The sequence below is a fragment of the Aquabacterium soli genome (assembly GCF_003933735.1).
Taxonomy (GTDB): domain Bacteria; phylum Pseudomonadota; class Gammaproteobacteria; order Burkholderiales; family Burkholderiaceae_C; genus Aquabacterium; species Aquabacterium soli.
The window spans coordinates 341206-362410 of the sequence record NZ_RSED01000001.1; the positions used below are offsets into that span (position 1 = coordinate 341206).

General features: G+C 67.8%; 18 protein-coding genes. 9 read left to right on the plus strand and 9 right to left on the minus strand.

Annotated elements, in window-relative coordinates:
• Positions 1-18: 18 nt before the first annotated feature.
• The 8 genes from murD to ftsZ all read left to right on the plus strand — a co-directional run bounded on the left by murD (position 19) and on the right by ftsZ (position 10283).
• Positions 19-1881, plus strand: coding sequence for a UDP-N-acetylmuramoyl-L-alanine--D-glutamate ligase (gene murD, locus EIP75_RS01385; RefSeq protein WP_125241408.1), 1863 nt, complete (start codon positions 19-21; stop codon positions 1879-1881).
• On the plus strand, positions 1878-3143 hold the full coding sequence (gene ftsW / locus EIP75_RS01390; protein ID WP_125241409.1) for a putative lipid II flippase FtsW: 1266 nt from the start codon (positions 1878-1880) through the stop codon (positions 3141-3143). The genes murD and ftsW overlap by 4 nt, the downstream gene beginning before the upstream one ends.
• A gap of 168 nt (positions 3144-3311) precedes the next feature.
• A complete protein-coding gene (murG, locus tag EIP75_RS01395; protein ID WP_125241410.1) occupies positions 3312-4442 on the plus strand; it encodes an undecaprenyldiphospho-muramoylpentapeptide beta-N-acetylglucosaminyltransferase in 1131 nt (376 codons plus the stop codon).
• A complete protein-coding gene (gene murC, locus EIP75_RS01400; RefSeq protein ID WP_125241411.1) occupies positions 4439-5842 on the plus strand; it encodes a UDP-N-acetylmuramate--L-alanine ligase in 1404 nt (467 codons plus the stop codon). The genes murG and murC overlap by 4 nt, the downstream gene beginning before the upstream one ends.
• A gap of 16 nt (positions 5843-5858) precedes the next feature.
• Complete coding sequence (locus EIP75_RS01405; protein WP_125241412.1) at positions 5859-6878, plus strand: D-alanine--D-alanine ligase; 1020 nt, start codon at positions 5859-5861, stop codon at positions 6876-6878.
• A 37-nt stretch (positions 6879-6915) separates the two neighbouring features.
• Positions 6916-7749 carry a cell division protein FtsQ/DivIB gene (locus EIP75_RS01410; RefSeq protein WP_125241413.1) on the plus strand — a complete coding sequence of 278 codons (834 nt, stop codon included), beginning with the start codon at positions 6916-6918 and terminating at the stop codon, positions 7747-7749.
• A 21-nt stretch (positions 7750-7770) separates the two neighbouring features.
• Positions 7771-9000 carry a cell division protein FtsA gene (gene ftsA, locus EIP75_RS01415; RefSeq protein ID WP_125241414.1) on the plus strand — a complete coding sequence of 410 codons (1230 nt, stop codon included), beginning with the start codon at positions 7771-7773 and terminating at the stop codon, positions 8998-9000.
• 56 nt (positions 9001-9056) lie between these two features.
• Positions 9057-10283 carry a cell division protein FtsZ gene (ftsZ, locus tag EIP75_RS01420; protein ID WP_125241415.1) on the plus strand — a complete coding sequence of 409 codons (1227 nt, stop codon included), beginning with the start codon at positions 9057-9059 and terminating at the stop codon, positions 10281-10283.
• Between the two features lie 207 nt (positions 10284-10490).
• Here the strand turns inward: ftsZ and EIP75_RS01425 are convergent, their stop codons facing one another.
• The 4 genes from EIP75_RS01425 to EIP75_RS01440 all read right to left on the minus strand — a co-directional run bounded on the left by EIP75_RS01425 (position 10491) and on the right by EIP75_RS01440 (position 14584).
• Positions 10491-10688 (minus strand): hypothetical protein, encoded by a 198-nt coding sequence (locus EIP75_RS01425; RefSeq protein ID WP_125241416.1) that lies wholly within the window; start codon positions 10686-10688, stop codon positions 10491-10493.
• 86 nt (positions 10689-10774) lie between these two features.
• Positions 10775-12598, minus strand: a complete 1824-nt coding sequence (locus EIP75_RS01430) for a hybrid sensor histidine kinase/response regulator (RefSeq protein ID WP_125241417.1) — start codon at positions 12596-12598, stop codon at positions 10775-10777.
• Between the two features lie 5 nt (positions 12599-12603).
• On the minus strand, positions 12604-13314 hold the full coding sequence (locus tag EIP75_RS01435) for a response regulator (protein ID WP_125241418.1): 711 nt from the start codon (positions 13312-13314) through the stop codon (positions 12604-12606).
• 16 nt (positions 13315-13330) lie between these two features.
• The gene (locus tag EIP75_RS01440) at positions 13331-14584 is read right to left on the minus strand and encodes a multifunctional CCA addition/repair protein (RefSeq protein WP_125241419.1); all 1254 of its coding nucleotides are present in this window, start codon (positions 14582-14584) and stop codon (positions 13331-13333) included.
• Between the two features lie 220 nt (positions 14585-14804).
• Here EIP75_RS01440 and EIP75_RS01445 point away from each other — a divergent pair, with 220 nt between their 5' ends.
• Positions 14805-15269, plus strand: coding sequence for a PEP-CTERM sorting domain-containing protein (locus EIP75_RS01445; protein ID WP_158622706.1), 465 nt, complete (start codon positions 14805-14807; stop codon positions 15267-15269).
• A gap of 16 nt (positions 15270-15285) precedes the next feature.
• Here EIP75_RS01445 and EIP75_RS01450 read toward each other — a convergent pair whose 3' ends face one another.
• Genes EIP75_RS01450 through EIP75_RS01470 form a run of 5 tightly spaced genes read right to left on the minus strand, consistent with a single transcriptional unit; the run spans position 15286 to position 21161 of the window.
• Entirely contained in the window at positions 15286-15807 is a 522-nt protein-coding gene (locus EIP75_RS01450) for a hypothetical protein (protein WP_125241421.1), read from the minus strand.
• Positions 15808-15817: 10 nt separating this feature from the next.
• The gene (locus EIP75_RS01455) at positions 15818-16435 is read right to left on the minus strand and encodes a hypothetical protein (protein WP_125241422.1); all 618 of its coding nucleotides are present in this window, start codon (positions 16433-16435) and stop codon (positions 15818-15820) included.
• Positions 16432-17244, minus strand: a complete 813-nt coding sequence (rsmA, locus tag EIP75_RS01460; protein ID WP_125241423.1) for a 16S rRNA (adenine(1518)-N(6)/adenine(1519)-N(6))-dimethyltransferase RsmA — start codon at positions 17242-17244, stop codon at positions 16432-16434. The genes EIP75_RS01455 and rsmA overlap by 4 nt, the downstream gene beginning before the upstream one ends.
• Entirely contained in the window at positions 17234-18643 is a 1410-nt protein-coding gene (locus EIP75_RS01465) for a peptidylprolyl isomerase (RefSeq protein ID WP_158622707.1), read from the minus strand. The genes rsmA and EIP75_RS01465 overlap by 11 nt, the downstream gene beginning before the upstream one ends.
• Before the next feature lie 4 nt (positions 18644-18647).
• The gene (locus EIP75_RS01470; protein ID WP_233584624.1) at positions 18648-21161 is read right to left on the minus strand and encodes an LPS-assembly protein LptD; all 2514 of its coding nucleotides are present in this window, start codon (positions 21159-21161) and stop codon (positions 18648-18650) included.
• Positions 21162-21205: the final 44 nt, after the last annotated feature.

The window sequence follows — 21205 nt, forward strand, 5'->3', positions numbered from 1 at the left end:
ATTCACACCTCCACCAAGATGCTTTACCTGCGTGAGCTCACCGTGCTGATCCTGGGTCTGGGAGACTCGGGCCTGGCCATGGCGCGCTGGTGCAACCGGTGCGGCGCGCTGGTGCGCGTGGCGGACACGCGTGCGAACCCACCCCAGGCGGCCACCCTGGCTGCCGAGGTGCCGGGCGCCACGCTGCACCATGGGCTGGACGCGGCCCTGCTGGACGGCGTACAACTGGTGCTCAAGAGCCCGGGCCTGGCGCCCAACGCGCCCGAGGTGTCCGTGTTGCTGGCCCGTGCCGACGAGCTGGGCATCCCGGTGCGCGGCGAGCTCTCGCTGTTCGCCTCGGCCCTGGCCGATCTGAAGGACGAACGCGGCTATGCCCCGAAGGTGCTGGCGATCACCGGCACCAATGGCAAGACCACGACCACCTCGCTCACGGCCAAGCTGGTCGAGCGCGCCGGCAAGCGGGTGGGCCTGGCGGGCAACATCGGCCCCACCTTGCTGGACACGCTGGCCCAGGCGCTCGACGCCGAGCCCGAGGTGACGCCAGAGCCTGAAGAGGCCGTGCCGCCAGCATTGCCCGAAGGCGCCGAGGCGCCGGCCTTGCCTGCCCAAGACCAGGCGGCTCAAGGCGATGCCGCCACCGTGGCCATCGACCTGGCCGACGGGGAAGAACTGGCCGCTGAATCGGCTGCAGCCGATGAAGGCCAGGATGCGCCTGTGCTGGCCGCCACCCCTGAATCCACCGACGCAGACGCCACGGCGTCTCTGCCCGATGATGCCGATGCGCCCTTGGTGCAACTGGCCCCGCCGCCGCCGGCCGAGCCCGTGTTCCAGGTGCTGCCCGAGGTCTGGGTGCTCGAGCTCTCCAGCTTCCAGCTCGACGGCGTCAGCAACTTCGAGCCCAGTGCCGCCACCGTGCTCAACATCACGCAGGACCACCTGGACTGGCACGGCACCATGGCCGGCTACGCAGGCGCCAAGGCCCGCATCTTCGGCAAGCAGGGTGTGATGGTGATCAACCGCGACGACCCGGCAGTGGACGCCATGGTGCCGCCGCCCGAAGTGATCAAATCCGGCGTCAAAGGCCGTCCGGCCCGCGTGGTGCACCGCGATGTCGTGCGTTTCGGTCTGGACGCGCCGCGCCAACCGGGCGATTTCGGCTTGGTCAACGAGGGCGGCATGGCCTGGCTGGTGCGTGCCCGCGAGGTCGATCCCACCATCAAGCGCAAGAAGGGCGATCCGGATGAGGAGATCATCCTGCAGCGCCTGATGCCGGCCGACGCGCTGCGCATCCGCGGGCGCCACAACGCCTCGAACGCCCTGGCCGCGCTGGCACTGACCACGGCCATCGGCCTGCCGCTGGCGCCGATGCTGCACGGCCTGCGTGAATACCGCGGCGAGCCGCACCGCGTCGAGGTGGTGGCCAATGTCGCCGGCGTCGACGCGATCGACGACAGCAAGGGCACCAACGTGGGCGCCACCGTGGCCGCATTGCTGGGCCTGGGCGCCGACCTGTCGGGCGGCAAGCTGGTGGTGATCCTGGGCGGCGACGGCAAGGGCCAGGATTTCGCGCCGCTGGCCGCGCCGGTGGGCCGCTTCGCACGGGCCGTGGCCTTGATCGGCCGAGATGCCGAGGCCATTGAACAGGCCTTGTCTCAAGGCGACGGCCTGATCGACGCGCTGGGCGAGCCGCTGCCCGTGCAGCGCCACGACACGCTGGAGCAGGCCACGCGCTGGTCCTTCGAACAGGCCCGCGCCGGTGATGCCGTGCTGCTCAGCCCGGCCTGCGCCAGCCTGGACATGTTCCGCAACTACGCGCACCGCGCCGAGGTCTTCATCGACACCGTGCGCGAGATCGCGGCCGATCGGGGGGAGGTGGTATGACCGACACGACCAGCCTTGAGCCGACCCCCGGCCTGTTTGCACGGCTGAAGAACCGCCTCCTGCAACGCGGTGAGGGTGGCAGCCTGCCCGTGCGCGACTGGGTCAGCGTGTCCAGCCAGCCCACCCGCGTGATGGGCTTCGACCAGGGCATGGTGTGGGTTGTGATGGCCCTGCTGCTGCTGGGCCTGGTGATGGTGTACTCGGCCTCGATCGCCTTGCCCGACAGCCCCAAGTTCGCCAACTACGCGGCCTCGCATTTCTTCAGCCGCCACCTGTTCTCGCTGTCGTTGTCGCTGGCCACCGCCTGCATCGTGGTGCAGATCCCGCTGTCGGTCTGGGAGCGTGTCGCCCCCTGGCTGTTCGTGGCCTCCCTGGTGCTGCTGATGCTGGTGCTGATCCCGCATGTGGGCAAGGGCGTGAACGGCGCGCGCCGCTGGCTGCCACTGGGCGTGATGAACTTCCAGCCTTCTGAACTCGCCAAGCTGGCCATCACGCTCTATGCCGCCGACTACATGGTGCGCAAAATGGACGTGAAGGAGCACTTCTTCCGTGCCGTGGCTCCGATGGCGGTGGCCGTGGGCGTGGTGGGCCTGCTGCTGCTGGCCGAGCCCGACATGGGCGCCTTCATGGTGATCGCTGCCATCGCGATGGCCATCCTCTTCCTGGGCGGCGTCAACGGCCGCATGTTCTTCCTGATCACGGCGGTGCTGGTCGGCGCCTTCGTTCTGATGGTGTCGCTCAGCCCCTGGCGGCGCGAGCGCATCTTCGCCTACCTCGATCCTTGGGACGAGAAGAACGCGCTGGGCAAGGCCTACCAGCTCACGCACTCGCTGATCGCGTTCGGGCGCGGCGAGATCTTCGGCGAAGGCCTGGGCTCCAGCCTGGAAAAGCTGCACTACCTGCCTGAGGCCCACACCGACTTCCTGCTGGCCGTGATCGGCGAAGAACTGGGCTTCGTCGGCGTGGCCATCGTGATCTTCGCCTTCTTCTGGCTGGTGCGCCGCCTGTTCCACATCGGCCGCCAGGCCATCGCGCTCGACCGCGTCTTCTCGGGCCTGGTGGCCCAGGGCGTTGGCGTGTGGATGGGCGGCCAGGCCTTCATCAACATGGGCGTGAACCTGGGCGTGCTGCCCACCAAGGGCCTGACACTGCCCTTGATGAGCTATGGCGGCTCGGGCATCTTGCTCAACTGCGTGGCGCTGGCGATCTGTCTTCGCGTCGACATCGAAAACAGGCAGTTGATGCGCGGAGGCCGCGCATGAACTGGCTGTTTCCCCAAAACCGGCAGGCCACCGCGCAGCGGGGGCAGGGCGCGAAGCGACCGTTGATGCGCGGAGGCCGCGCATGAACTGGCTGTTTCCCCAAAACCGGCAGGCCACCGCGCAGCGGGGGCAGGGCGCGAAGCGACCGTTGATGCGCGGAGGCCGCGCATGAGCACCTCCAAGCACCTGGTGATCATGGCCGCCGGCACCGGCGGTCACGTCATGCCCGGCCTGGCCGTGGCGCGCGAGATGCAGCAGCGCGGCTGGGCCGTGAGCTGGCTGGGCACGAAGGCCGGCATGGAGAACCGCCTGGTGCCGCCCAGCGGCATCCCCATGGACACCATCGGCTTCAGCGGTCTGCGGGGCAAGGGCCTGCTGCACACGCTGACCGGCGGGCTGCGCCTGGTCAAGGCCTTCGGTGAGTGCTTCGGCATCTTGGGCCGCCGCAAGGCCGATGCCGTGCTGGGCATGGGCGGCTATGTGTGCTTCCCCGGCGGCCTGATGGCGTCGGCGCGCGGGTTGCCGCTGGTGCTGGTCAACGCCGATGCCTCGCTGCTGATGAGCAACAAGGCCCTGTTGCCCGTGGCCGATGCCGTGGCCTTCGGCTTCGACAGCGAGGACGTGGCCAAGGTGGCCACACGCCACCGCGTGGCCCATGTCACGGGCAACCCGGTGCGCGCCGAGATCGAGGCCATCGCACCGCCTGCGCTGCGCTTTGCCGGCCGCCTGGGCCCGCTGCGCGTGCTGGTGGTGGGCGGCAGCCTGGGCGCCAAGGTGCTGAACGACACGCTGCCCCGCGCGCTGGCCCTGCTGGCCCCTGAAGAGCGCCCCCGCATCACGCATCAGACCGGCGTGGCCCAGTACGAGGCCGTCAAGGCCACGTACGGCCAGCAGGGCATCGACCTGCCGCGCGAGGTCGAGGTGCTGCCCTTCATCAACGACATGGACCAGCGCCTGGCCGATTGCGATGTGATCATCTGCCGAGCCGGCGCCATCACCGTGAGCGAGCTGTGCGTGGCCGGCGTGCCCAGCATCCTGGTGCCGCTGGTGGTGTCGACCACGGCCCACCAGCGTGACAACGCCGCCTACATGGCGAAGCACGGCGCGGCCATCCACCTGCCTCAGGGCGAGCTGACACCCGAATCCCTGGCCGAGCGCCTGCGCGGCCTGCACCGCGACGACCTGCGCGCCATGGCCGACAAGGCGCACGCGCTGGCCCGCCGTGGTGCCGCTGCGGCCGTGGCCGACGACATCGAACGACTGACCTCATCTTCAACCCGAAAGGGGGCCGCAGCATGAAACACGCGGTCAAGCACATCCATTTCGTCGGCGTGGGCGGCTCCGGCATGAGCGGCATCGCCGAGATCCTGCACAACCTGGGCTACACCGTGTCCGGCTCCGACCAGCAGGACAGCGCCACCGCGCGCCGCCTGGCCTCGCTGGGCATCCGTGTCTTCACCGGCCACGAGGCCGCGCACATCGAAGGCGCCGAGGCCGTGGTCACCTCTACCGCAGTGAAGGGCGACAACCCCGAGGTGATCGCCGCGCGCGCCAGGCGCATCCCCGTGGTGCCGCGCGCCGTGATGCTGGCCGAGCTGATGCGCCTCAAGCGCGGCATCGCCATCGCCGGCACGCACGGCAAGACCACCACCACCTCGCTGGTCACCTGCATCCTGGCCGAAGCCGGCGTCGATCCCACCTTCGTGATCGGCGGCAAGCTCAACAGCGCCGGGGCCAACTCGGCGCTGGGCAAGGGCGACTACATCGTGGTCGAGGCCGATGAATCCGACGCTTCCTTCCTGAACCTGCTGCCCATCCTGTCCGTCGTCACGAACATCGACGCCGACCACATGGACACCTACGGGCACGATTTCGCGAAGCTCAAGCAGGCCTTCGTCGATTTCCTGCACCGCATGCCCTTCTACGGGTCGGCCATCCTGTGTGGTGACGATCCGGGGGTGCGCTCCATCATCCCGCTGATCTCGCGCCCGGTCATCACCTACGGCTTCGGTGAAGACGCGCAGGTGCGCGCGGTCAACGTCGAGGCCCTGGCCGGCGGCCAGATGCGCTTCGTCGTGCAGCGCCGCAACGGCACCGTGATGCCCGACATCACCGTGACCTTGAACCTGCCCGGCGTGCACAACGTGCTCAACGCGCTGGCCGCCATCGCCGTGGCCACCGAGATCGAACTGCCCGACGGGCCCATCATCAAGGCGCTTGGCGAGTTCACCGGCGTGGGCCGGCGCTTCCAGCGCTACGGTGATTTCAAGACCAGTGATGGCGGCACGTTCACGCTGATTGATGATTACGGCCACCACCCGGTCGAGATGGCCGCCGTGATCAGCGCGGCGCGCGGCGCCTTCCCGGGCCAGCGCATCGTGCTGGCCTTCCAGCCGCACCGGTTCACCCGCACGCGCGATTGCTTCGAGGATTTCGTGAAGGTGCTGGGCACGGCCGATGCTGTGCTGCTGACCGAGGTCTACGCGGCCGGCGAGCAACCCATCGTGGCCGCCGACGGCCGCGCCCTGACCCGCGCCGTGCGCGTGTCGGGCAAGGTCGAGCCGCTCTTCGTGGACGAGATCGCCGCATTGCCGCAGAGCATCGCCGACACCGCCCGTGCGGGTGATGTCGTGATCTGCATGGGGGCGGGCTCCATTGGCGGCGTGCCCGCCAAGGTTGTTGAACTGCTGAAAGATTGAGACGAGGACCGATGCCATGAGCGCCCCCCTCCAGATTGCCCCGCCCACCGTGGATCCGACCTCCTTCGGCAAGGTCGCCGTGCTGTTCGGCGGCGATTCCGCCGAGCGCGAGATCTCCATCATGTCCGGCACCGGCGTGCTCAAGGCCCTGCAGTCGCAAGGCGTTGATGCCCATGCGTTCGACCCGTCCGAGCGCCCGCTCGAAGACCTGCGCAAGGAGGGCTTCACGCGCTGCTTCATCGCCCTGCATGGCCGTGGCGGTGAGGATGGCACCGTGCAGCGCGAGCTCGAATGGCTGCAGCTGCCCTACACCGGCTCGGGCGTGAAGGCCTCCAGCCAGGCCATGGACAAGGATGTGACCAAGCTGATGTGGCGCTACAAGGGTGTGCCCACGCCGGGTTGGCGTGTGGTCAAGAGCGCGGCCGAATGCGAAGAGGCGTTCGACTACCTCGAGTGCGCGGCCATCATCGTCAAGCCGGCCCGTGAAGGCTCGTCCATCGGCCTGACCAAGGTGACGGACCGCAGCCAGTGCGCTGCGGCCTACACCCTGGCCGCCCAGCACGACGAAGAAGTCATGTGCGAGGAGTTCATCGACGGTGACGAAACCACCTGCCCGGTGCTCGAGGTCAATGGCGAGCCCGTGGCCCTGCCGGTGATCCGCATCGCTGCGCCCGATGGCAACTACGACTACCAGAACAAGTACTTCACCGACGACACCAAGTACCACTGCCCGTCTGGCCTGTCGGCCGACGAGGAAGAGAACATCCAGCGCCTGGTGGTCAAGTCCTTCAAGGCCCTGGGTTGCCGTGGCTGGGCCCGTGTCGACGTGATGATCGACAAGGTCACCCGCGAGCCCAGCCTGCTGGAGATCAACACCGCGCCCGGCATGACCTCGCACTCGCTGGTGCCCATGTCGGCCCGCGTGGCCGGCCTGAGCTACGAGCAGCTGTGCGTGCACCTGCTGACCACCGCCGCCCTGGACCGCGAGATCCCCGGCATGTACGAGGCCATGAGCGCTGGCCAGCGTTCGGACTGAACCGCCCCGCAGCCCCACACCGGACACCACCACGACCATGCTCACCGCCCAGGCCCTGCAATCACCCAGCGAGATGCCGCAAGACATCCGCTGGATGAACGCCGCCACCGCCGCACTGGCCGTGGTGGCGGTGCTGCTGGTGCTGGCGGCGGCCTTCAACGTGCTGATCCGCCAGCCCTACTTCGTGATCCACAAGCTCAGCATCGACGGCGAGATGCAGCGCAACAACCTGGCCACGGTGCGGGCCAACGTCGTGCCGCGCGTGGAGGGCAACTTCTTCCTGGTGGACCTGGCCCGTGCGCGCGCCGTGTTCGAGTCCGTGCCCTGGGTGCGCCAGGCGCTGGTGCGCCGCGTGTGGCCCAATGAGCTGCGCGTCACGCTCGAAGAGCACAAGCCCGCCGCCTACTGGCGCCACGAAGACCGCGACGACCAGCTCGTCAACCAGCAGGGCGAGGTCTTCGATGCCAACCTGGGCGATGTCGAAGACGATCCGCTGCCCACCTTGCAAGGCCCGGCCCATGCCACGGCAGACCAGGCCCGCCTGATGCTGACCATGCTGCGCAAGCTGCAGCCTGCCTTGGCGCCCCTGGAGTCAGAGATCGACACACTCAAGCTGACCGATCGCGGTTCGTGGACGGTCAAGCTCGAGAACGATGCCCTGATCGAGCTGGGCCGGGGCGAGACCGATGAGCTCGTGGCGCGCGCCGAACGCTTCGTGCGCACGCTGCCGCAACTGCGCCAACAGTACGGCGAGCCACTCGCCTATGCCGACCTGCGCTACCCGCATGGCTATGCCGTGCGGCTCAAGGGCCTGAGCACCGTTCAGAACATTCCAAAGGGGCGTGTGGCCAACGCTCCTCAAACGCCTTAAACTCGTCAAAACCCGCACACCATGCCCAAGGATTACAAGGACCTTGTCGTCGGACTGGACATCGGCACCGCCAAAGTGATGGCGGTCGTCGCGGAAGTCCTGCCGGGTGGCGATCTGCGTCTCGCCGGCCTGGGCGTCGCTCCCAGCCACGGCCTCAAGCGCGGTGTGGTCGTCAACATCGACGCCACCGTGCAATCCATCCAGCAGGCGCTCAAAGAGGCCGAGCTGATGGCCGACTGCAAGATCAGCCGCGTGTGGACCGGCATCACCGGCAGCCACATCCGCGGCCAGAACAGCACCGGCATGGTCATCGTGCGCGACAAGGAGGTCGCGCCCATCGACGTGCAGCGCGTGGTCGAGACCGCCAAGGCCATCAACATCCCGAACGACCAGCGCCTGCTGCTGGTCGAGCCGCAAGAGTTCATCATCGATGGACACGAGGTGAAGGAGCCCATCGGCATGAGCGGTGGCCGCCTCGAGGTGAAGGTGCACATCGTGACCGGCGCGCAGAGCGCGGCCGAGAACATCGTCAAGTGCGTGCGCCGCTGCGGCCTGGAGGCCGAGCAACTGGTGCTCAACCCCAGCGCATCCAGCGCCTCGGTGCTGACGGAAGACGAGAAGGACCTGGGCGTGGCCCTGGTCGACATCGGTGCAGGCACGACGGATGTGGCCATCTTCGCCGACGGCGCCATCCGCCACACGGCCGTGATCCCCATCGCCGGTGACCTGATCACCAGCGACATCGCGATGGCCCTGCGCACGCCCACGAAAGACGCCGAGGACATCAAGGTGGACCACGGCGTGGCCAAGCAATTGCTGGCCGACCCGAACGAGCAGGTCGAGGTGCCCGGCCTGGGCGACCGCGCCCCGCGCATGCTCTCGCGCCAGGCCCTGGCCGGCGTGATCGAGCCGCGCGTCGAAGAGATCTTCTCGCTGGTCCACCAGGTGATCCGCGAGTCTGGTTACGAAGAATTGCTGTCCTCGGGCATCGTGCTCACCGGCGGCTCGGCGGTGATGCCGGGCATGGTCGAGCTGGCCGAGGACATCTTCCTGAAACCGGTGCGCAAGGGCGTGCCGCTGTATTCAGGCGCTCTCCACGACATGGTGGCCAGCCCTCGGTCGGCCACCGTCATGGGCTTGCTCGAAGAAGCAAGGTTGTCCCGCACCCGCGGCATGAAGGCCGCTCAGAAGGCCGGGTCGGTTCAGACCCTGTTCGGACGGGTGAAGGACTGGTTCATCGGTAATTTCTAAAACGTTTCTTCCCAATTCACTGGCAACTGCTGATTGAGACTACTAGGAGGTATGACATGCCTATCGAGATGATTGAAAACTTCGACCTGGGTACGCAAATCAAGGTGATCGGCGTGGGCGGCGGTGGCGGCAACGCTGTCGACCACATGATCGCCCAGGGTGTGCAAGGCGTGCAGTTCATCAACGCCAACACCGACGCCCAGGCCCTGAGCCGTTCGACGGCCGAGCAGAATCTGCAACTGGGCACCAGCGGCCTGGGCGCCGGTTCCAAACCCGAGGCCGGCCGCGTGTCGGCCGAAGAGGCCACGGAGCAGATCCGCACGGCCCTGGATGGCGCGCACATGGTGTTCATCACTGCCGGCATGGGCGGTGGCACCGGCACGGGCGCCGCGCCCGTGATCGCCCGCGTGGCCAAGGAGATGGGCATCCTGACCGTCGGCGTGGTCACCAAGCCCTTCGAGTTCGAAGGCAACCGCCGCCTCAAGCAGGCCGAGGCCGGCCTGGCCGAGCTCGAAGCCAACGTCGATTCGCTGATCGTGGTGCTCAACGAAAAGCTGCTGGAAGTGCTGGGCGATGACATCACCCAGGAAGAAGCCTTCAAGCAGGCCAACGATGTGCTGAAGAACGCCGTCGGCGGCATCAGCGACATCATCCACATCCCGGGCCTGGTGAACGTCGACTTCGAAGACGTCAAGACCGTGATGAGCGAGCCCGGCAAGGCCATGATGGGCACGGCCACGGCCTCGGGCCCTGACCGCGCCACCAAGGCCGCCGAAGCCGCCGTGGCCTGCCCGCTGCTCGAAGGCATCGACCTGTCGGGTGCACGTGGCGTGCTGGTGCTGATCGCGGCAAGCAAGGCAACGTTCAAGCTGAGCGAGTCGCGCAACGCGATGAACACCATCCGCCGCTACGCTGCCGAAGACGCGCACGTGATCTACGGCACGGCCTACGACGAAAGCCTGGGTGACCAGCTTCGCGTGACCGTGATCGCCACCGGCCTGAGCGCTGCCAAGCGCATGACCGTGGTGCACAGCGCTCCGCAAAGCCATTCGCAGATCTTCGCCCGCACCGGCACCGACAACCTGCCCATCCTGAACAACCCGGTGCACCCGGGTGGTCACCAGATGGGCCACGCCGGCCATGGCAATGACTTCAGCGGCCTGAACACCCCCAGCGTGTGGCGCAGCGGCCGCACGCAGGCGGCCCAGAAGGTGGACGCCCTGGCCAGCAACGGCATGGACGAGCTGGAGATCCCGGCCTTCCTGCGCAAGCAAGCCGACTGAGGCTGTGCTCGCGCTCCGGGGCAGGCGTGCTGCCCCGGCATGTCATGACCGTTGACCAGTGAATCGAAGGCCCCGGCTTGCCGGCCGGGGCCGGGCTTCGCGCCCTCCGCATGTTTTCGTGCTCACGCACGGCATCCGGGGGCGCTTTTTCATGCCTGCGCGTGAGCGGCAGCCATGAAAAAGCGGATCAATGAGGTGTCCGGATGTTCAGGGGCGCCAGACCCGCTCCAGGCGGATCAGGCAGGCCAGCCCCACCACGATGAGCAGGGGCGTCAAGGCGGCGTCCAGCAAGGCCGCAGCGCTGGCCGACCCCGCCGCAGTCATCAGCACCAGCACATCCCAACCCAGCGGGATGCGGGCGTCCTGGTCGGTGGCGGGCAAGGTGGTGTCGGGTGTGTCGGGCATGTGGGTACTGCGCTGAGGGTCGGAGACAGCCATTCCATGCGAAAGGGCTAATCCGAGTCCATAACCCTCAGGGGGTAGTTGCGGCTTCAGCGCGACGCGAGGGTTTCCAGGGCCTGCAGCAGTTCCGCGGGCGACAAGGGCTTGCGTCGCAAGGCCACACCGGCCTCTTGAGCCCGACCGTCCAGGGACGGATCCAGGTCACCGGTGAGCAGCAGCACGGGCAGCTCGGCCCCGAACTCGTGCCGGGCTGCACGCGCCACATCCAGGCCGTCATCAGGGGTGCCCAGCCGCAGATCGGTCAGCAGGGCGCTGGGCCAGGTCTCGGCGCGGGCCAGCGCGTCGATGGCCTGAGCAAGGGTGGGGCCCGCGAAGCAGGTCCAGCCGTGGGCCTGCAGCACGGTGGCGGTGGTGCCTCGCACCTCGTCATCGTCCTCCACCAGCAGCACAGCGCGGGCCCGATGGACTTCATCGGATGTTGTGGCCGAGGATGACGCCGATGGCTCGGTCCGTTCGAGCCCGTGGAGCATCGTGGCTTGCGCCGTCGGCACCCGTAGCGAGAACACCGATCCACGGCCCATCCTCGAGCGCACCGTCAGCCGGTAGCCGCCGGCGTGTATCAGGCGCCGCACCAGGCCCAGCCCCAGCCCCAGGCCTTCGCGCAAATGGCGGGCCGGGTTGTGCAGCTGCACGTAGTCCTCGAAGATGCGGGCCCGGTCCTCGCGGGCGATGCCGGGGCCCTCGTCCCACACCTGCACCACCACCCCGCCGGCGCGTGCAAACGCGCGCAGCCGCACAGTGCCGCCGGGCGCGGTGTAGCGCAGGGCGTTTTCCAGCAGGTTGCGCAGGATGCGCTGCATGAACAGCGGGTCTGCCATCACGGCCAAGTCGGCGCCCGGGCAGGGGGGATCACAGGCCTGCCAGTGCAGTCCCTTGTCCTGGCACAGCAACTCGAACTCGTCGTTCATCTGGCCCAGCAAGGGCGCCAGCATGAACGGTTGGGGCTGGTGCACCAGCTTGTGGGAGTCCACTCGGGCGATGTCGAAGAGCTGCTCGAAGATGCCGCGCAGGCCGTCCACCGCGGCGCTGATCTTGCCCGCCAGGCCTCGGGATTCGGGCTCCTGCAGGCGCGTGAGCAGCAGGCCCGACAGCAGGGTCAGGCTGTGCAGGGGCTGGCGCACGTCGTGGCTGGCGGTGGCGATGAACTCGCTCTTGTGGCGGTTGGCCTGCTCGGCGGCCTCCTTGGCCTGGCGCACCTTGTCGACCTCGTCGGCCAGTTCGGCCACCAGCTGTTCGTTGCGGATGCGCAGGCGCTCGGCATCGAGCAGACGCACTTCGATCAGGCGGCCCACGCCCAGGCAGGTCACCATGGACAAGGTCAGGATCAGCGCAATGGTGGCGGTGCCTTCGGCCGGGTCGAGCAGCAGGCGCGTCAGCACGATCAGCAGGATGGGCAGGTTGGCCGCGGTGGCCACGCCTGAATCGTGGGTGCTGAAGAACATGGCCGTGTAGCCGAAGATGATCAGCGCCGTGAGGATCAGCAGATGCCATTGCGTCGGCAGGGCGCCCCACAGCATGGCGGCCAGCAGCGCCCAGCCGGTGGCTTGCGTCACTTCGCGCATCAGCGTGATCGCGCGCCAGCGCGGGTAGTTGCCTGCGTCGAGCACCACGCGGCGCAGGCGCCAGATGGAGAGGCTGCCCCATGCCCAGGTGGCCAGCAGCAAGGCGATGGGCGGGCCCCATTCCCACGGAGACAAGCCGCTGCGTCGCACCACGGGGATGAGGGCCAGCAGCGCGATGAACTGCCCTGGGATGGCCCAGACATCCAGCCGCCAGTGGTCTCGCAGCTGTTCCAGGTAGATGGCGCGGTCGGTGGATGACAGGCCTTGCAGGTTCAGTCGCAGGAACTTCATGCCGGTCACCTGCCCGAGGCGGGGGACTCGGGCAGGCCGTCTCGCGCGCAGTTGAGCAGCAGATGCACCCGGTTGTGTGCGCCGTGCGCCCGCAGGATGGCGCGCACGTGCAGCTTGACGGTTTCCTCGCTGATGCCCAGCTGGTCGGCGATCAGGGCGTTGGCCAGGCCGTGCAACAGCAGTGCGCGCACCTCGATCTGTCGAGGGGTCAGGCGTGCCGGGCTGCCGGGGCGCCCAGAGGGTGCTGCCGAAACGCTGGCGCCTGTGTTGGTGGCCAAGGCTTCGTCATCCGGGCCTGTGATGGCGGCCGCATGGGCTTGCGCCAGAAGCTCCCGCGGGAAGTACACGCCGCCATGGGCCAGCGTGCGCAGCCCCTCGGTGAAGTGGGCCAGGCTGCCGGCCTTGGGCACGAAGGCGCAGGCCCCTTCGCGCAGGCAGGCCAGGGCCAGGCTCAGCTCGTTGCTGCCTGACACCACGCCGATGCGCGAGCGCGGTGCATGCGCGCGCAGGCGCACCAGGGTGTCCAGTCCTTGCGCATCGGGCAGGTTGAGGTCGGTGATGATCACGTCGATGCCGGCATTGTCCAGGCAGCGCAAGGCGCTGGCGAGGTCGCAGGCCTGGTGCGCGACCAGATCGGGCCACTGCGTGGTGACCACCTTGAGGATGCCTTCGCTGACCAGGGCGTGGTCTTCCACCACCAACAGCGTCCGGGTCACGGCAGCCGGGCCCTGTTCATGGTGTCGACGGGTCCTGGGTTGCCACCGGCGGGCGCAAGGGCTCGACGGCCGCGATGCGGGCCTGCTGGATGACCTGGGCGATGGCCGGCCCCTTCAGGCCCTTCTCCAGCGCCTCGGCGGCCAGTTGGGCCGTGTCCACCGCGTGGGCGGTCTGCAGCGCCTGGCGCAGTTGTTCGCTTGGCAGGTAGGCGCGTTCCTCGAAACCCAGTCGGCCGCGTGCGTCGCATTCGCAGGCCAGCAGGATGTCAGGCAGGCGCTGCGGCTTGCGGAAAGCATCCAGCCGTTCTAGCAGGCGCACCGTGGCAGCGGCAGACAGATCCTCGCTGCGGTGGATGTTGCCGTGCTCGCGGGCGACCACATCGGCCAGTTCCCGGCATTCATTGGGCACGCGCAGGCGCTCGCACACCTGCTTGAGCAAGTGGGCGCTGCGCTGTTCATGGCCGATGTGGCGGGGCAGCACGTCCGCAGGGGTGGTGCCTTTGCCCAGGTCGTGGCACAGGCAGGCGAAGCGCACGGGCAGCGAAGCCCCCAGCCGCGCGCTCATGTCCAGCACCATCATCAGGTGCACGCCGGTGTCCACCTCGGGGTGGTAATCGGCGCGCTGGGGTACGCCCCACAGGCGCTCGACCTCGGGCAGCAGGCGCGCCAGGGCGCCACAGTCGCGCAGCACCTCGAACATGCGCGAAGGGCGTTCTTCCATCAGGCCACGGGCCAGCTCCTGCCACACGCGCTCGGCCACCAGGTGGTCGGCCTCTCCCTCGTCGACCATGCGGCGCATCAGCTCGGCGGTTTCCGCGGCCACGGTGAAGTCGGGCAGGCGGGCAGCGAAGCGCGCCAGGCGCAGGATGCGCACAGGGTCTTCGCCGAACGCGGGAGACACGTGGCGCAGCACGCGGGTGCGGATGTCGTCCTGCCCTTTGTAGGGATCGACCAGCGTGCCGTCGGCCGCCTGTGCCATGGCATTGATGGTCAGGTCGCGGCGGGCCAGGTCTTCTTCCAGTGTGACGTCGGGCGTGGTCTGGAAGACGAAGCCATGGTAGCCCCGGCCGGACTTGCGCTCGGTGCGGGCCAGGGCGTATTCCTCCTTCGTCTGCGGGTGCAGGAAGACCGGAAAATCGCGGCCCACGGGCAGGAAGCCCTTGGCCACCATGCCTTCAGGCGACGCGCCAACCACCACCCAGTCGTTGTCTTGGGTGGTGCGTCCCAGCAGTCGATCGCGGACGGCGCCGCCGACGAGGTAGGTTTTCATGAAGCGGAAGGATGGGCCATGCGCCACAAAGGGTGCGCATTTATTGTGCATTGCACCATGCTGACAGCCCCTTTGCTGCCCATTGTCGGCAAAAACGCACCGCAAGCAGGCTGATCAGCCCCCTGAACGGGGTGTGATTTCTGGCACGGACCATGCGTGAGCTCTCTCACATTTTTGTATCTTTGATCGCAGACGCGGTGGAGGTTCTATGAGCTCGCAAATGAAATGCTTGATGTCGGCTGTGGCCGGTGCGGTGATGGCGCTGTCGGCCGGTGCGGCCAATGCGTTGACGGTGTCGGGCACCTTCGACAGCATCTACCCCTACACGGGCGGTGCCTCGGTGACCTTCGAGTTGCTCTCCAGCGGGGGCATCACCACCGTGATCTCCGGCACGGGCCCGACGTTTGGCGGCCTGTACAGCCCGGCACCGGTGGCGCCTTCGGCCGTGCTCTCGCTGCCGTCCTTCCAGTCGATCTACAGCTTCACCAGCCTGGCCGCCGGCATCTACACCTTCGAGCTGTTTGGCCCAGCCGGTACGGGTTTCACCTTCGACATCATCCCGAGCTATGGGACGTCGGTGGCCTTGGTGCCGGAGCCCGAATCCCTGGCCCTGGCCATCGCCGGTTTGGGCGTGCTCGGCATGCTGGGCCGTCGTCGCCTGTCAGGCGCGTCATCACAAGCCTGATGAGGCAGGCGCGGCCTCAGGGTCTCGGCAGGCCGCGCCACCAGTTCTGAAAGCGGTCCCACCAGGCCGGCATGCGCAAGGCGTGTCCATCCTGGCCGACCCATGGTTGGGCGGTGCATCGACCGCTTTCGCTGTCCACGGCCACCAGATGGGCTGGCTTGCCCTGGGGCATGGGTTGCCAGCAGAACCTGCTGCGGTAGAGCCGGATGCTGCTGATCTCCAGCAGATAGGGGCGGCTGGGCATCAGTGCCGCCGAGGGCAGCGCGATGCATTTGCTGGCCTCATTGGGCCAGGTGGCGTGGGCAGGGCTTCCCGGATCGGCATCGATCTGCCAGGCAGGCGTGCCGCCCTGCTCAGCTTCGTGTGGACCGCCTTGCCACAATTGAATGGACCAGCCCTGCTTGGCTTCGTTGGGTGAGCCGGCGCGCACATACGCGCAGGGGCGGCCCTGCGCATTGATCTGCAACTCAACCGGGCCATGCACTTCGGATGACGTGGCCCAGGCGGGCGCCACGCAGGCGCCCAGCACCCAGGCCATGGCGCGACGCCTAGCGGCCGACGCGGGCGTGTTTGGGCAGAAGCTTGGCATCGGCAGGGTTCTTCAGGAAGTCCGCGAGCACAGCCTCGTAGAACGGCAGCAGGCCCACACGCCGTGCGTGCAGCTTGCCGTTGCCGGCAAGATGGCGCGCGTCAAAGTAATGGGCGATCAGGTCGCCTTGCTGCTCCATGTTGAAGTCAGGCAGCTTCTTGTCCTTGTCCAGCACGGGGTCGTAGTCGTAGGCCGGGGCGCCCTCGCCATAGCCACCCCGAAAGCCCAGGGTGATGCCGTTGCACATCACGCACAGGCCCAGGTGGTATTGCCACACGTGGGCCATCTCGTGGATGAACCAGATCTTGGCGGAATCGGCGCCTAGCGAGAAGTCATCCCGGTACTCGTTGGGCGGGAAATACATCTCGCCAAAAGGCGTCATGGCGTTGTCGCCGCTGCCGGGCAGGAAGCGGCCCTTGTGCACGCGCACCGCGTCGTACTTGACGGATGCCGCAAAGACCTTCTGCGCCATCGCGATCTCGCCGATGGTGAGCTTGCGCTCGGTGGCCGGCCTGGGCTGGCGGACGACGTGCGGCGGGAAGCCGCCACGTCCGAGCCAGGGCCGGCTGATGGTCATCTCTGCGCCGCCGCCAGGCGCGTCAGCGCCAGGTAGTCGTCCACGGGCACTTCTTCGGCACGGCGCTTCAGATCGAAGTCGGTCTGCACGCCACGCTCGTCCAGCCAGCGGCCCAGGGTGTTGCGCAGGATCTTGCGGCGCTGTGAGAACGCCACCGTGACGATCTCGCCCAGCAGGGCCACGTCCAGGTCGCCATGGGCGTCTGCACGGCGCGGCGTCATGCGCACCACGGCCGAATCCACCTTGGGTGGCGGGTCGAAGGCCTCGGGAGGCACGTCGACGATGGATTCCATGTCATAGCGCCACTGCAGCATCACGCTCAGGCGGCCGAAATCCTTGTTGCCGGGCTCGGCCACCATGCGGTCGACCACCTCCTTCTGCAGCATGAAGTGCTGGTCCTGCACACGGCTGGCGAAGGGCAGCAGGTGGAACAGGATGGGGGTGGAGATGTTGTAGGGCAGGTTGCCGATCACGCGCAAAGCGCTGCCGGCCTGGTCGGCCAGCGCGGCGAAATCGACCTTGAGCACGTCGGATTGGACCACGTTGAGCTCGGGACGTTTGCGCAGCCGCGCGGCCAGGTCTCGGTCCAGCTCGATCACGGTGAGCTGGCCACTGCGGTCGACCACGGGGTTGGTCAACGCGCCGAGTCCGGGACCAATCTCGACCAGAGGCTGGCCCGGGCGCGGGTCGATGCCGCGCACGATCTCGTCGATCACCCCTGGGTCGGCCAGGAAGTGCTGGCCGAAACGCTTGCGGGCGCGGTGGCTGTCGCCGGCGCCCGCGCCGCGGTCGGGGCGGTCAGGGCGCATCACGCATGTCCACGAAAGCGGCGGCGCGCAGCTCGCGGGCCCAGTCTTCGTAGGTGGATTCGAAGCGCTGCTCGCGCAGCACGCTGCGGGCAGCTTCGCGCTTTTGCTGGTCGGTGAGCTGCACCTCGCGTCGCTCGATCAGCTGGATCAGGTGCACGCCGAAGCGCGTCACCACCGGCTCGGACACCTGGCCGGGCTGCAGGGCCAGCAGGGCCTGCTCGAATTCGGGCACGAACTGGCCAGGGGCTGCCCAGCCCAGGTCGCCGCCACGGGTGGCGCTGCCGTCTTCCGAATTTTGCCGTGCCATCTGGGCGAAACTGGCCTGGCCGCCGACGATCTCCTTGCGGATATTCATCATGCGGTCACGTGCAGCCTTGATGCTCATCTGTGGCGTGGTGCGCAGCAGGATGTGGCGAGCGCGTTGCTGGGTGTAGCTGGCCTTGCCGGCGTTCTCGCGTTCGATCAGCTTGAGCACATGGAAGCCCGCACCCGAGCGCACGACCTTGGACACCTGGCCCACCTTCAGGTCCTTCACGGCGTCGGTGAAGAGCTCGGGAAGGCGGCTGGCAGGGCGCATGCCGAAGGTACCGCCGTTGTCGCGGGTGCCCGTGTCGTCGGTGTTGTCCTTGACCAATTGCGCGAAGTTGACACCAGCGACGGCGCGTTCGCGCAATGCCTCGGCCTTGGCGGCCAGCTGGCGCACCTTGTCGGCGCTGGCGCCTTCGGGCACCGCGATCAGGATGTGCGCCAGGTTCAGGTCAGTGTCTCGGCCGGCCGCCGCCGCCTGGGCGTTGAAGGCGTCGAGCTCGCTGTCGGAGATCTGGATGCGGGCGTTGACCTCGCGGGCACGTACGCGCTCGAGCAGCATCTGCTCACGCAGGCTGTTGCGGTAGCGGTCGTAGTCCAGGCCGTCGGCGCGCATGCGCTGGCGCAGCTCCTGCAGCGAGATCTGGTTCTGCGAGGCGATGTTGGCCACGGCATCGTCCACTTCGGCATCGCTCACGTTCATGCCGGTGGTCTTGGCGTACTGCAGTTGCACCTTCTCGTCGATCAGGGCTTCGAGCACCTGCTGGCGCAGGGCATCGGGAGGTGGAAGCCGGGCATTGGGGTTGCGACCGGCCGACTCCATGATGCGTCCTACACGCTTGTCGACATCGGTGTGGGTGATGGGCTCCTGGTTGACCACGGCGACGATGTAGTCGGCGGTGGTCTGCTGCCCTTGCAGCTTGAGGTCTGTGCTCAGGCTGGGCACGCCCGGGATCCGTGGCGACACGGACGGCGCGTCGCCCAGGCTGAACTGGGCCAGAGCGGGCGCGCCGGATGCGGCGATGCACACGGCCAGCAGCAGGGGCGACCATGGGCGGGCCAGGCGCGAGGGGCGGTCGGTGCGGACAGGCATCAGGTCAATCATCATTCACGTAGGCAGAGGGCGGTACGGGAGGGGCCGTGAGCAGGCCGGTGTCCTCGCGCAGCAGGCGGTAACCAGGGATATTGTCCTTCAAGGCGCGCAGCGGGCTCGATCCCAGTCGGGACAGCCCCACCAGCTCCAGTTGGAACATCAGGCGGGTGGCGGCTTCGGTCTTGCCGATGGAGGTGCGTTCGGCCACCACACGGGCGATCCAGCACCCGCCGTCGTACTCAAGGCCCACCAGGGCATCGCTCAGGCGTTTGTCCCGCAGGCTGTAGTTCAGCCGGCCGACGCTGTACCAGGTACCGCCGCAGCCGGCCGAGCTGCCGGGCGTGGGCTTCACGCCAGCAGCCTGCGCCAGCGCCGACGCCACGGCCTCGGCGGCCGGCGAGCGCCCGGCGATGGGCCACTGCCAGCCGACATCGAGCTGTTCGCTGCTGTCGCGTGTGTATCGGTAGTTGGCGCTGATGGTGCGGAAGTCGCTCGGGTTGTAGCGGATGCCCAGCAGCGAGCGCTCGATGCGGCTGTCGCGGGCACTGTACTGGGCCGTGCTGTCGAAGTACCAGTGCGGCACCACGGAGGTGGAGCCCAGCAACAGCAGATCGGACCAGCGCTGTGTGTTGACCGGGCCATCGTCCGCGGTGATGCGCTGATCGTCGAACTGCACCTTCTGCACCATCCCCAGGCGCATGATCTCGCCACCGGTGTCTGCATCCAGGATGCGCGTGGTCACACCCAGGCTGAGCTGGTTGGCGTCCGACACGCGGTCCACACCCGTGAAGGCGTTCTCGCTGAAGATGCTGTACTGGTTGAAGTCGCGGATGGCGCTGTCGAATTGCGGGATGTCGGACTGCCGCTTGTAGGGGGTGTACACGTACTGGACGCGTGGCTCCAGGGTCTGGATCTGGCTGCCACCGAACCAGTTGATCGGGCGCTCATAGACCACTCCGCCGTCCAGGCTCGCCGTCGGTATGACGCGTGACTGGCTGCGTTTGGTGCCGATGCTGGCGTCGTTGCGGTCCAGCGAGTAGCTGGCGGCATTGAGACTGAGCTTGGGCGTGAAGTTCCAGCCGGCATCGCCGAAGGGGCGAGAGATGGTGCCCAGTGCATGCAGGCGGTCGCCGGTCACGCGGGTGCTGTCTTCGTTGCCGAAGCGGTTGACCTCGGTCTCGAAATTCCAGACCAGGCCCGCGTCGGAGGTGCTGCGGCTGCGCAGGCCGATCTGCGGCTCGCGCCGGTAGGGCGAGATGATGCGGGAATCGGGGCTCGCTGCCGGGTCCAGGTCCTGCAGGGTCTGCCAGGATTGAACCCGGGCATACAAGGCGGTCTGACTGCTGCCCAGGCCCCAGGCGCGCGTGTTGATCTGGCGTTCGATGCTGGCGTGGCTGCCATACAGGCGCGGCGTCAGCGTGGCACGGCTGCGGGTGAAGTCTTTCCAGTAGTCGTCATCGGAGACGCGCAGCCACTGCCAGTCGTAGTTGGTCAGGCTCGGCGAGCCTGCTCGCACGAGTTCGCCCTTGTGCTGGGCATTGATCATGCCGCGATCGCGCTTGGCCACCTGGTCATTGGGCAAGGCCATGACTTCGATGGTGCCCTGGTCGCTGTCGCTGAGGTAGCGGAACTCGCCTTCCACGCCAGCGCCGCGCCGTGTCGACAGCGTGGGTGTGATGGTGGCGTCGCGGTTGGGAGCGATGTTCCAGTAGTAGGGCTGTGAGAGTTCGAACCCGCTCTTGTTGTCGATGTCGAAGCTGGGGGGTAGGAAGCCCGACTTGCGCTCGTCGCTGAGCGGGAAGGTCAGCACCGGGGCAGCCAGGATGGGCACACCCATGAACCGGATCACGGCGTTCTTGGCACGGCCTTCGTTGGTCTCGAAGTCCATGTACACATCGCTGGTGGTCAGCACCCAGTCCAGGTCTGACGGCTCGGCCGTGTTTTCCGGCGTGCAGCTGCTGTAGGTGGCGCCGATGGCGCGCAGCTTGTTGTTGCCCAGGAACTCCACCTTCTCGGCCTGCCCGCCGGCACCCGTGCGCGCAAAGCGGTAGGTCGGGTTGGTGAACTCGCCCTCGAGGGTGTCCAGCTGCAGGGTGAGGGCCGGGCCCGAGAAGATGTCGCCGCGCCGGCTGATGCGCACGCCGCCCAGCGCCTCGGCCACATTGCTGTCGGCCGTGTGGGTGATGTCGTCGGCGCGCATCGTCAGATCGCCGCGCTTGAGGCGCACATTGCCTGAGGCGTGGGTCTTCAGGCCGGGGGTGCCATCGAGACGGTCCGCCTCGAAGTAGATCGGCAGATCCTTGGCGTCGGTGCCACCCACTGGCGCAGCCAGGGAGGACGAAATGCGCAGGGGCGCGGCCTCGGCGTCTGCGTCGGCCTCCACGGCACCCACGAAAAACGGGCTCCACAGGGCCAGGGCCGCTGCACAGGCCACCGGGGTCGGGCTCGGCAAGGGCAGGCGCCAGGCACGGGGCCGGGCGCCAGCGGCGCGGCGGATGGTCAGGGCTGAAGGCGGCACAAAAAATCGGTGTGTCGAACGGCCCGTCGAAGGCCAGGGGTGGG

What these genes read in the sequence shown, in the direction of transcription:
- EIP75_RS01410 (WP_125241413.1), top strand. Translation starts at nt 6,916, where the DNA reads ATGCTCACCGCCCAGGCCCTGCAATCACCCAGCGAGATGCCGCAAGAC.
- EIP75_RS01450 (WP_125241421.1), bottom strand. Translation starts at nt 15,807, where the DNA reads ATGGCCTGGGTGCTGGGCGCCTGCGTGGCGCCCGCCTGGGCCACGTCA.
- ftsA (WP_125241414.1), top strand. Translation starts at nt 7,771, where the DNA reads ATGCCCAAGGATTACAAGGACCTTGTCGTCGGACTGGACATCGGCACC.
- EIP75_RS01445 (WP_158622706.1), top strand. Translation starts at nt 14,805, where the DNA reads ATGAAATGCTTGATGTCGGCTGTGGCCGGTGCGGTGATGGCGCTGTCG.
- EIP75_RS01465 (WP_158622707.1), bottom strand. Translation starts at nt 18,643, where the DNA reads ATGCCTGTCCGCACCGACCGCCCCTCGCGCCTGGCCCGCCCATGGTCG.
- murG (WP_125241410.1), top strand. Translation starts at nt 3,312, where the DNA reads ATGAGCACCTCCAAGCACCTGGTGATCATGGCCGCCGGCACCGGCGGT.
- EIP75_RS01440 (WP_125241419.1), bottom strand. Translation starts at nt 14,584, where the DNA reads ATGAAAACCTACCTCGTCGGCGGCGCCGTCCGCGATCGACTGCTGGGA.
- ftsW (WP_125241409.1), top strand. Translation starts at nt 1,878, where the DNA reads ATGACCGACACGACCAGCCTTGAGCCGACCCCCGGCCTGTTTGCACGG.
- ftsZ (WP_125241415.1), top strand. Translation starts at nt 9,057, where the DNA reads ATGCCTATCGAGATGATTGAAAACTTCGACCTGGGTACGCAAATCAAG.
- EIP75_RS01455 (WP_125241422.1), bottom strand. Translation starts at nt 16,435, where the DNA reads ATGACCATCAGCCGGCCCTGGCTCGGACGTGGCGGCTTCCCGCCGCAC.
- murC (WP_125241411.1), top strand. Translation starts at nt 4,439, where the DNA reads ATGAAACACGCGGTCAAGCACATCCATTTCGTCGGCGTGGGCGGCTCC.
- EIP75_RS01425 (WP_125241416.1), bottom strand. Translation starts at nt 10,688, where the DNA reads ATGCCCGACACACCCGACACCACCTTGCCCGCCACCGACCAGGACGCC.
- EIP75_RS01405 (WP_125241412.1), top strand. Translation starts at nt 5,859, where the DNA reads ATGAGCGCCCCCCTCCAGATTGCCCCGCCCACCGTGGATCCGACCTCC.
- murD (WP_125241408.1), top strand. Translation starts at nt 19, where the DNA reads ATGCTTTACCTGCGTGAGCTCACCGTGCTGATCCTGGGTCTGGGAGAC.
- rsmA (WP_125241423.1), bottom strand. Translation starts at nt 17,244, where the DNA reads ATGCGCCCTGACCGCCCCGACCGCGGCGCGGGCGCCGGCGACAGCCAC.
- EIP75_RS01430 (WP_125241417.1), bottom strand. Translation starts at nt 12,598, where the DNA reads ATGAAGTTCCTGCGACTGAACCTGCAAGGCCTGTCATCCACCGACCGC.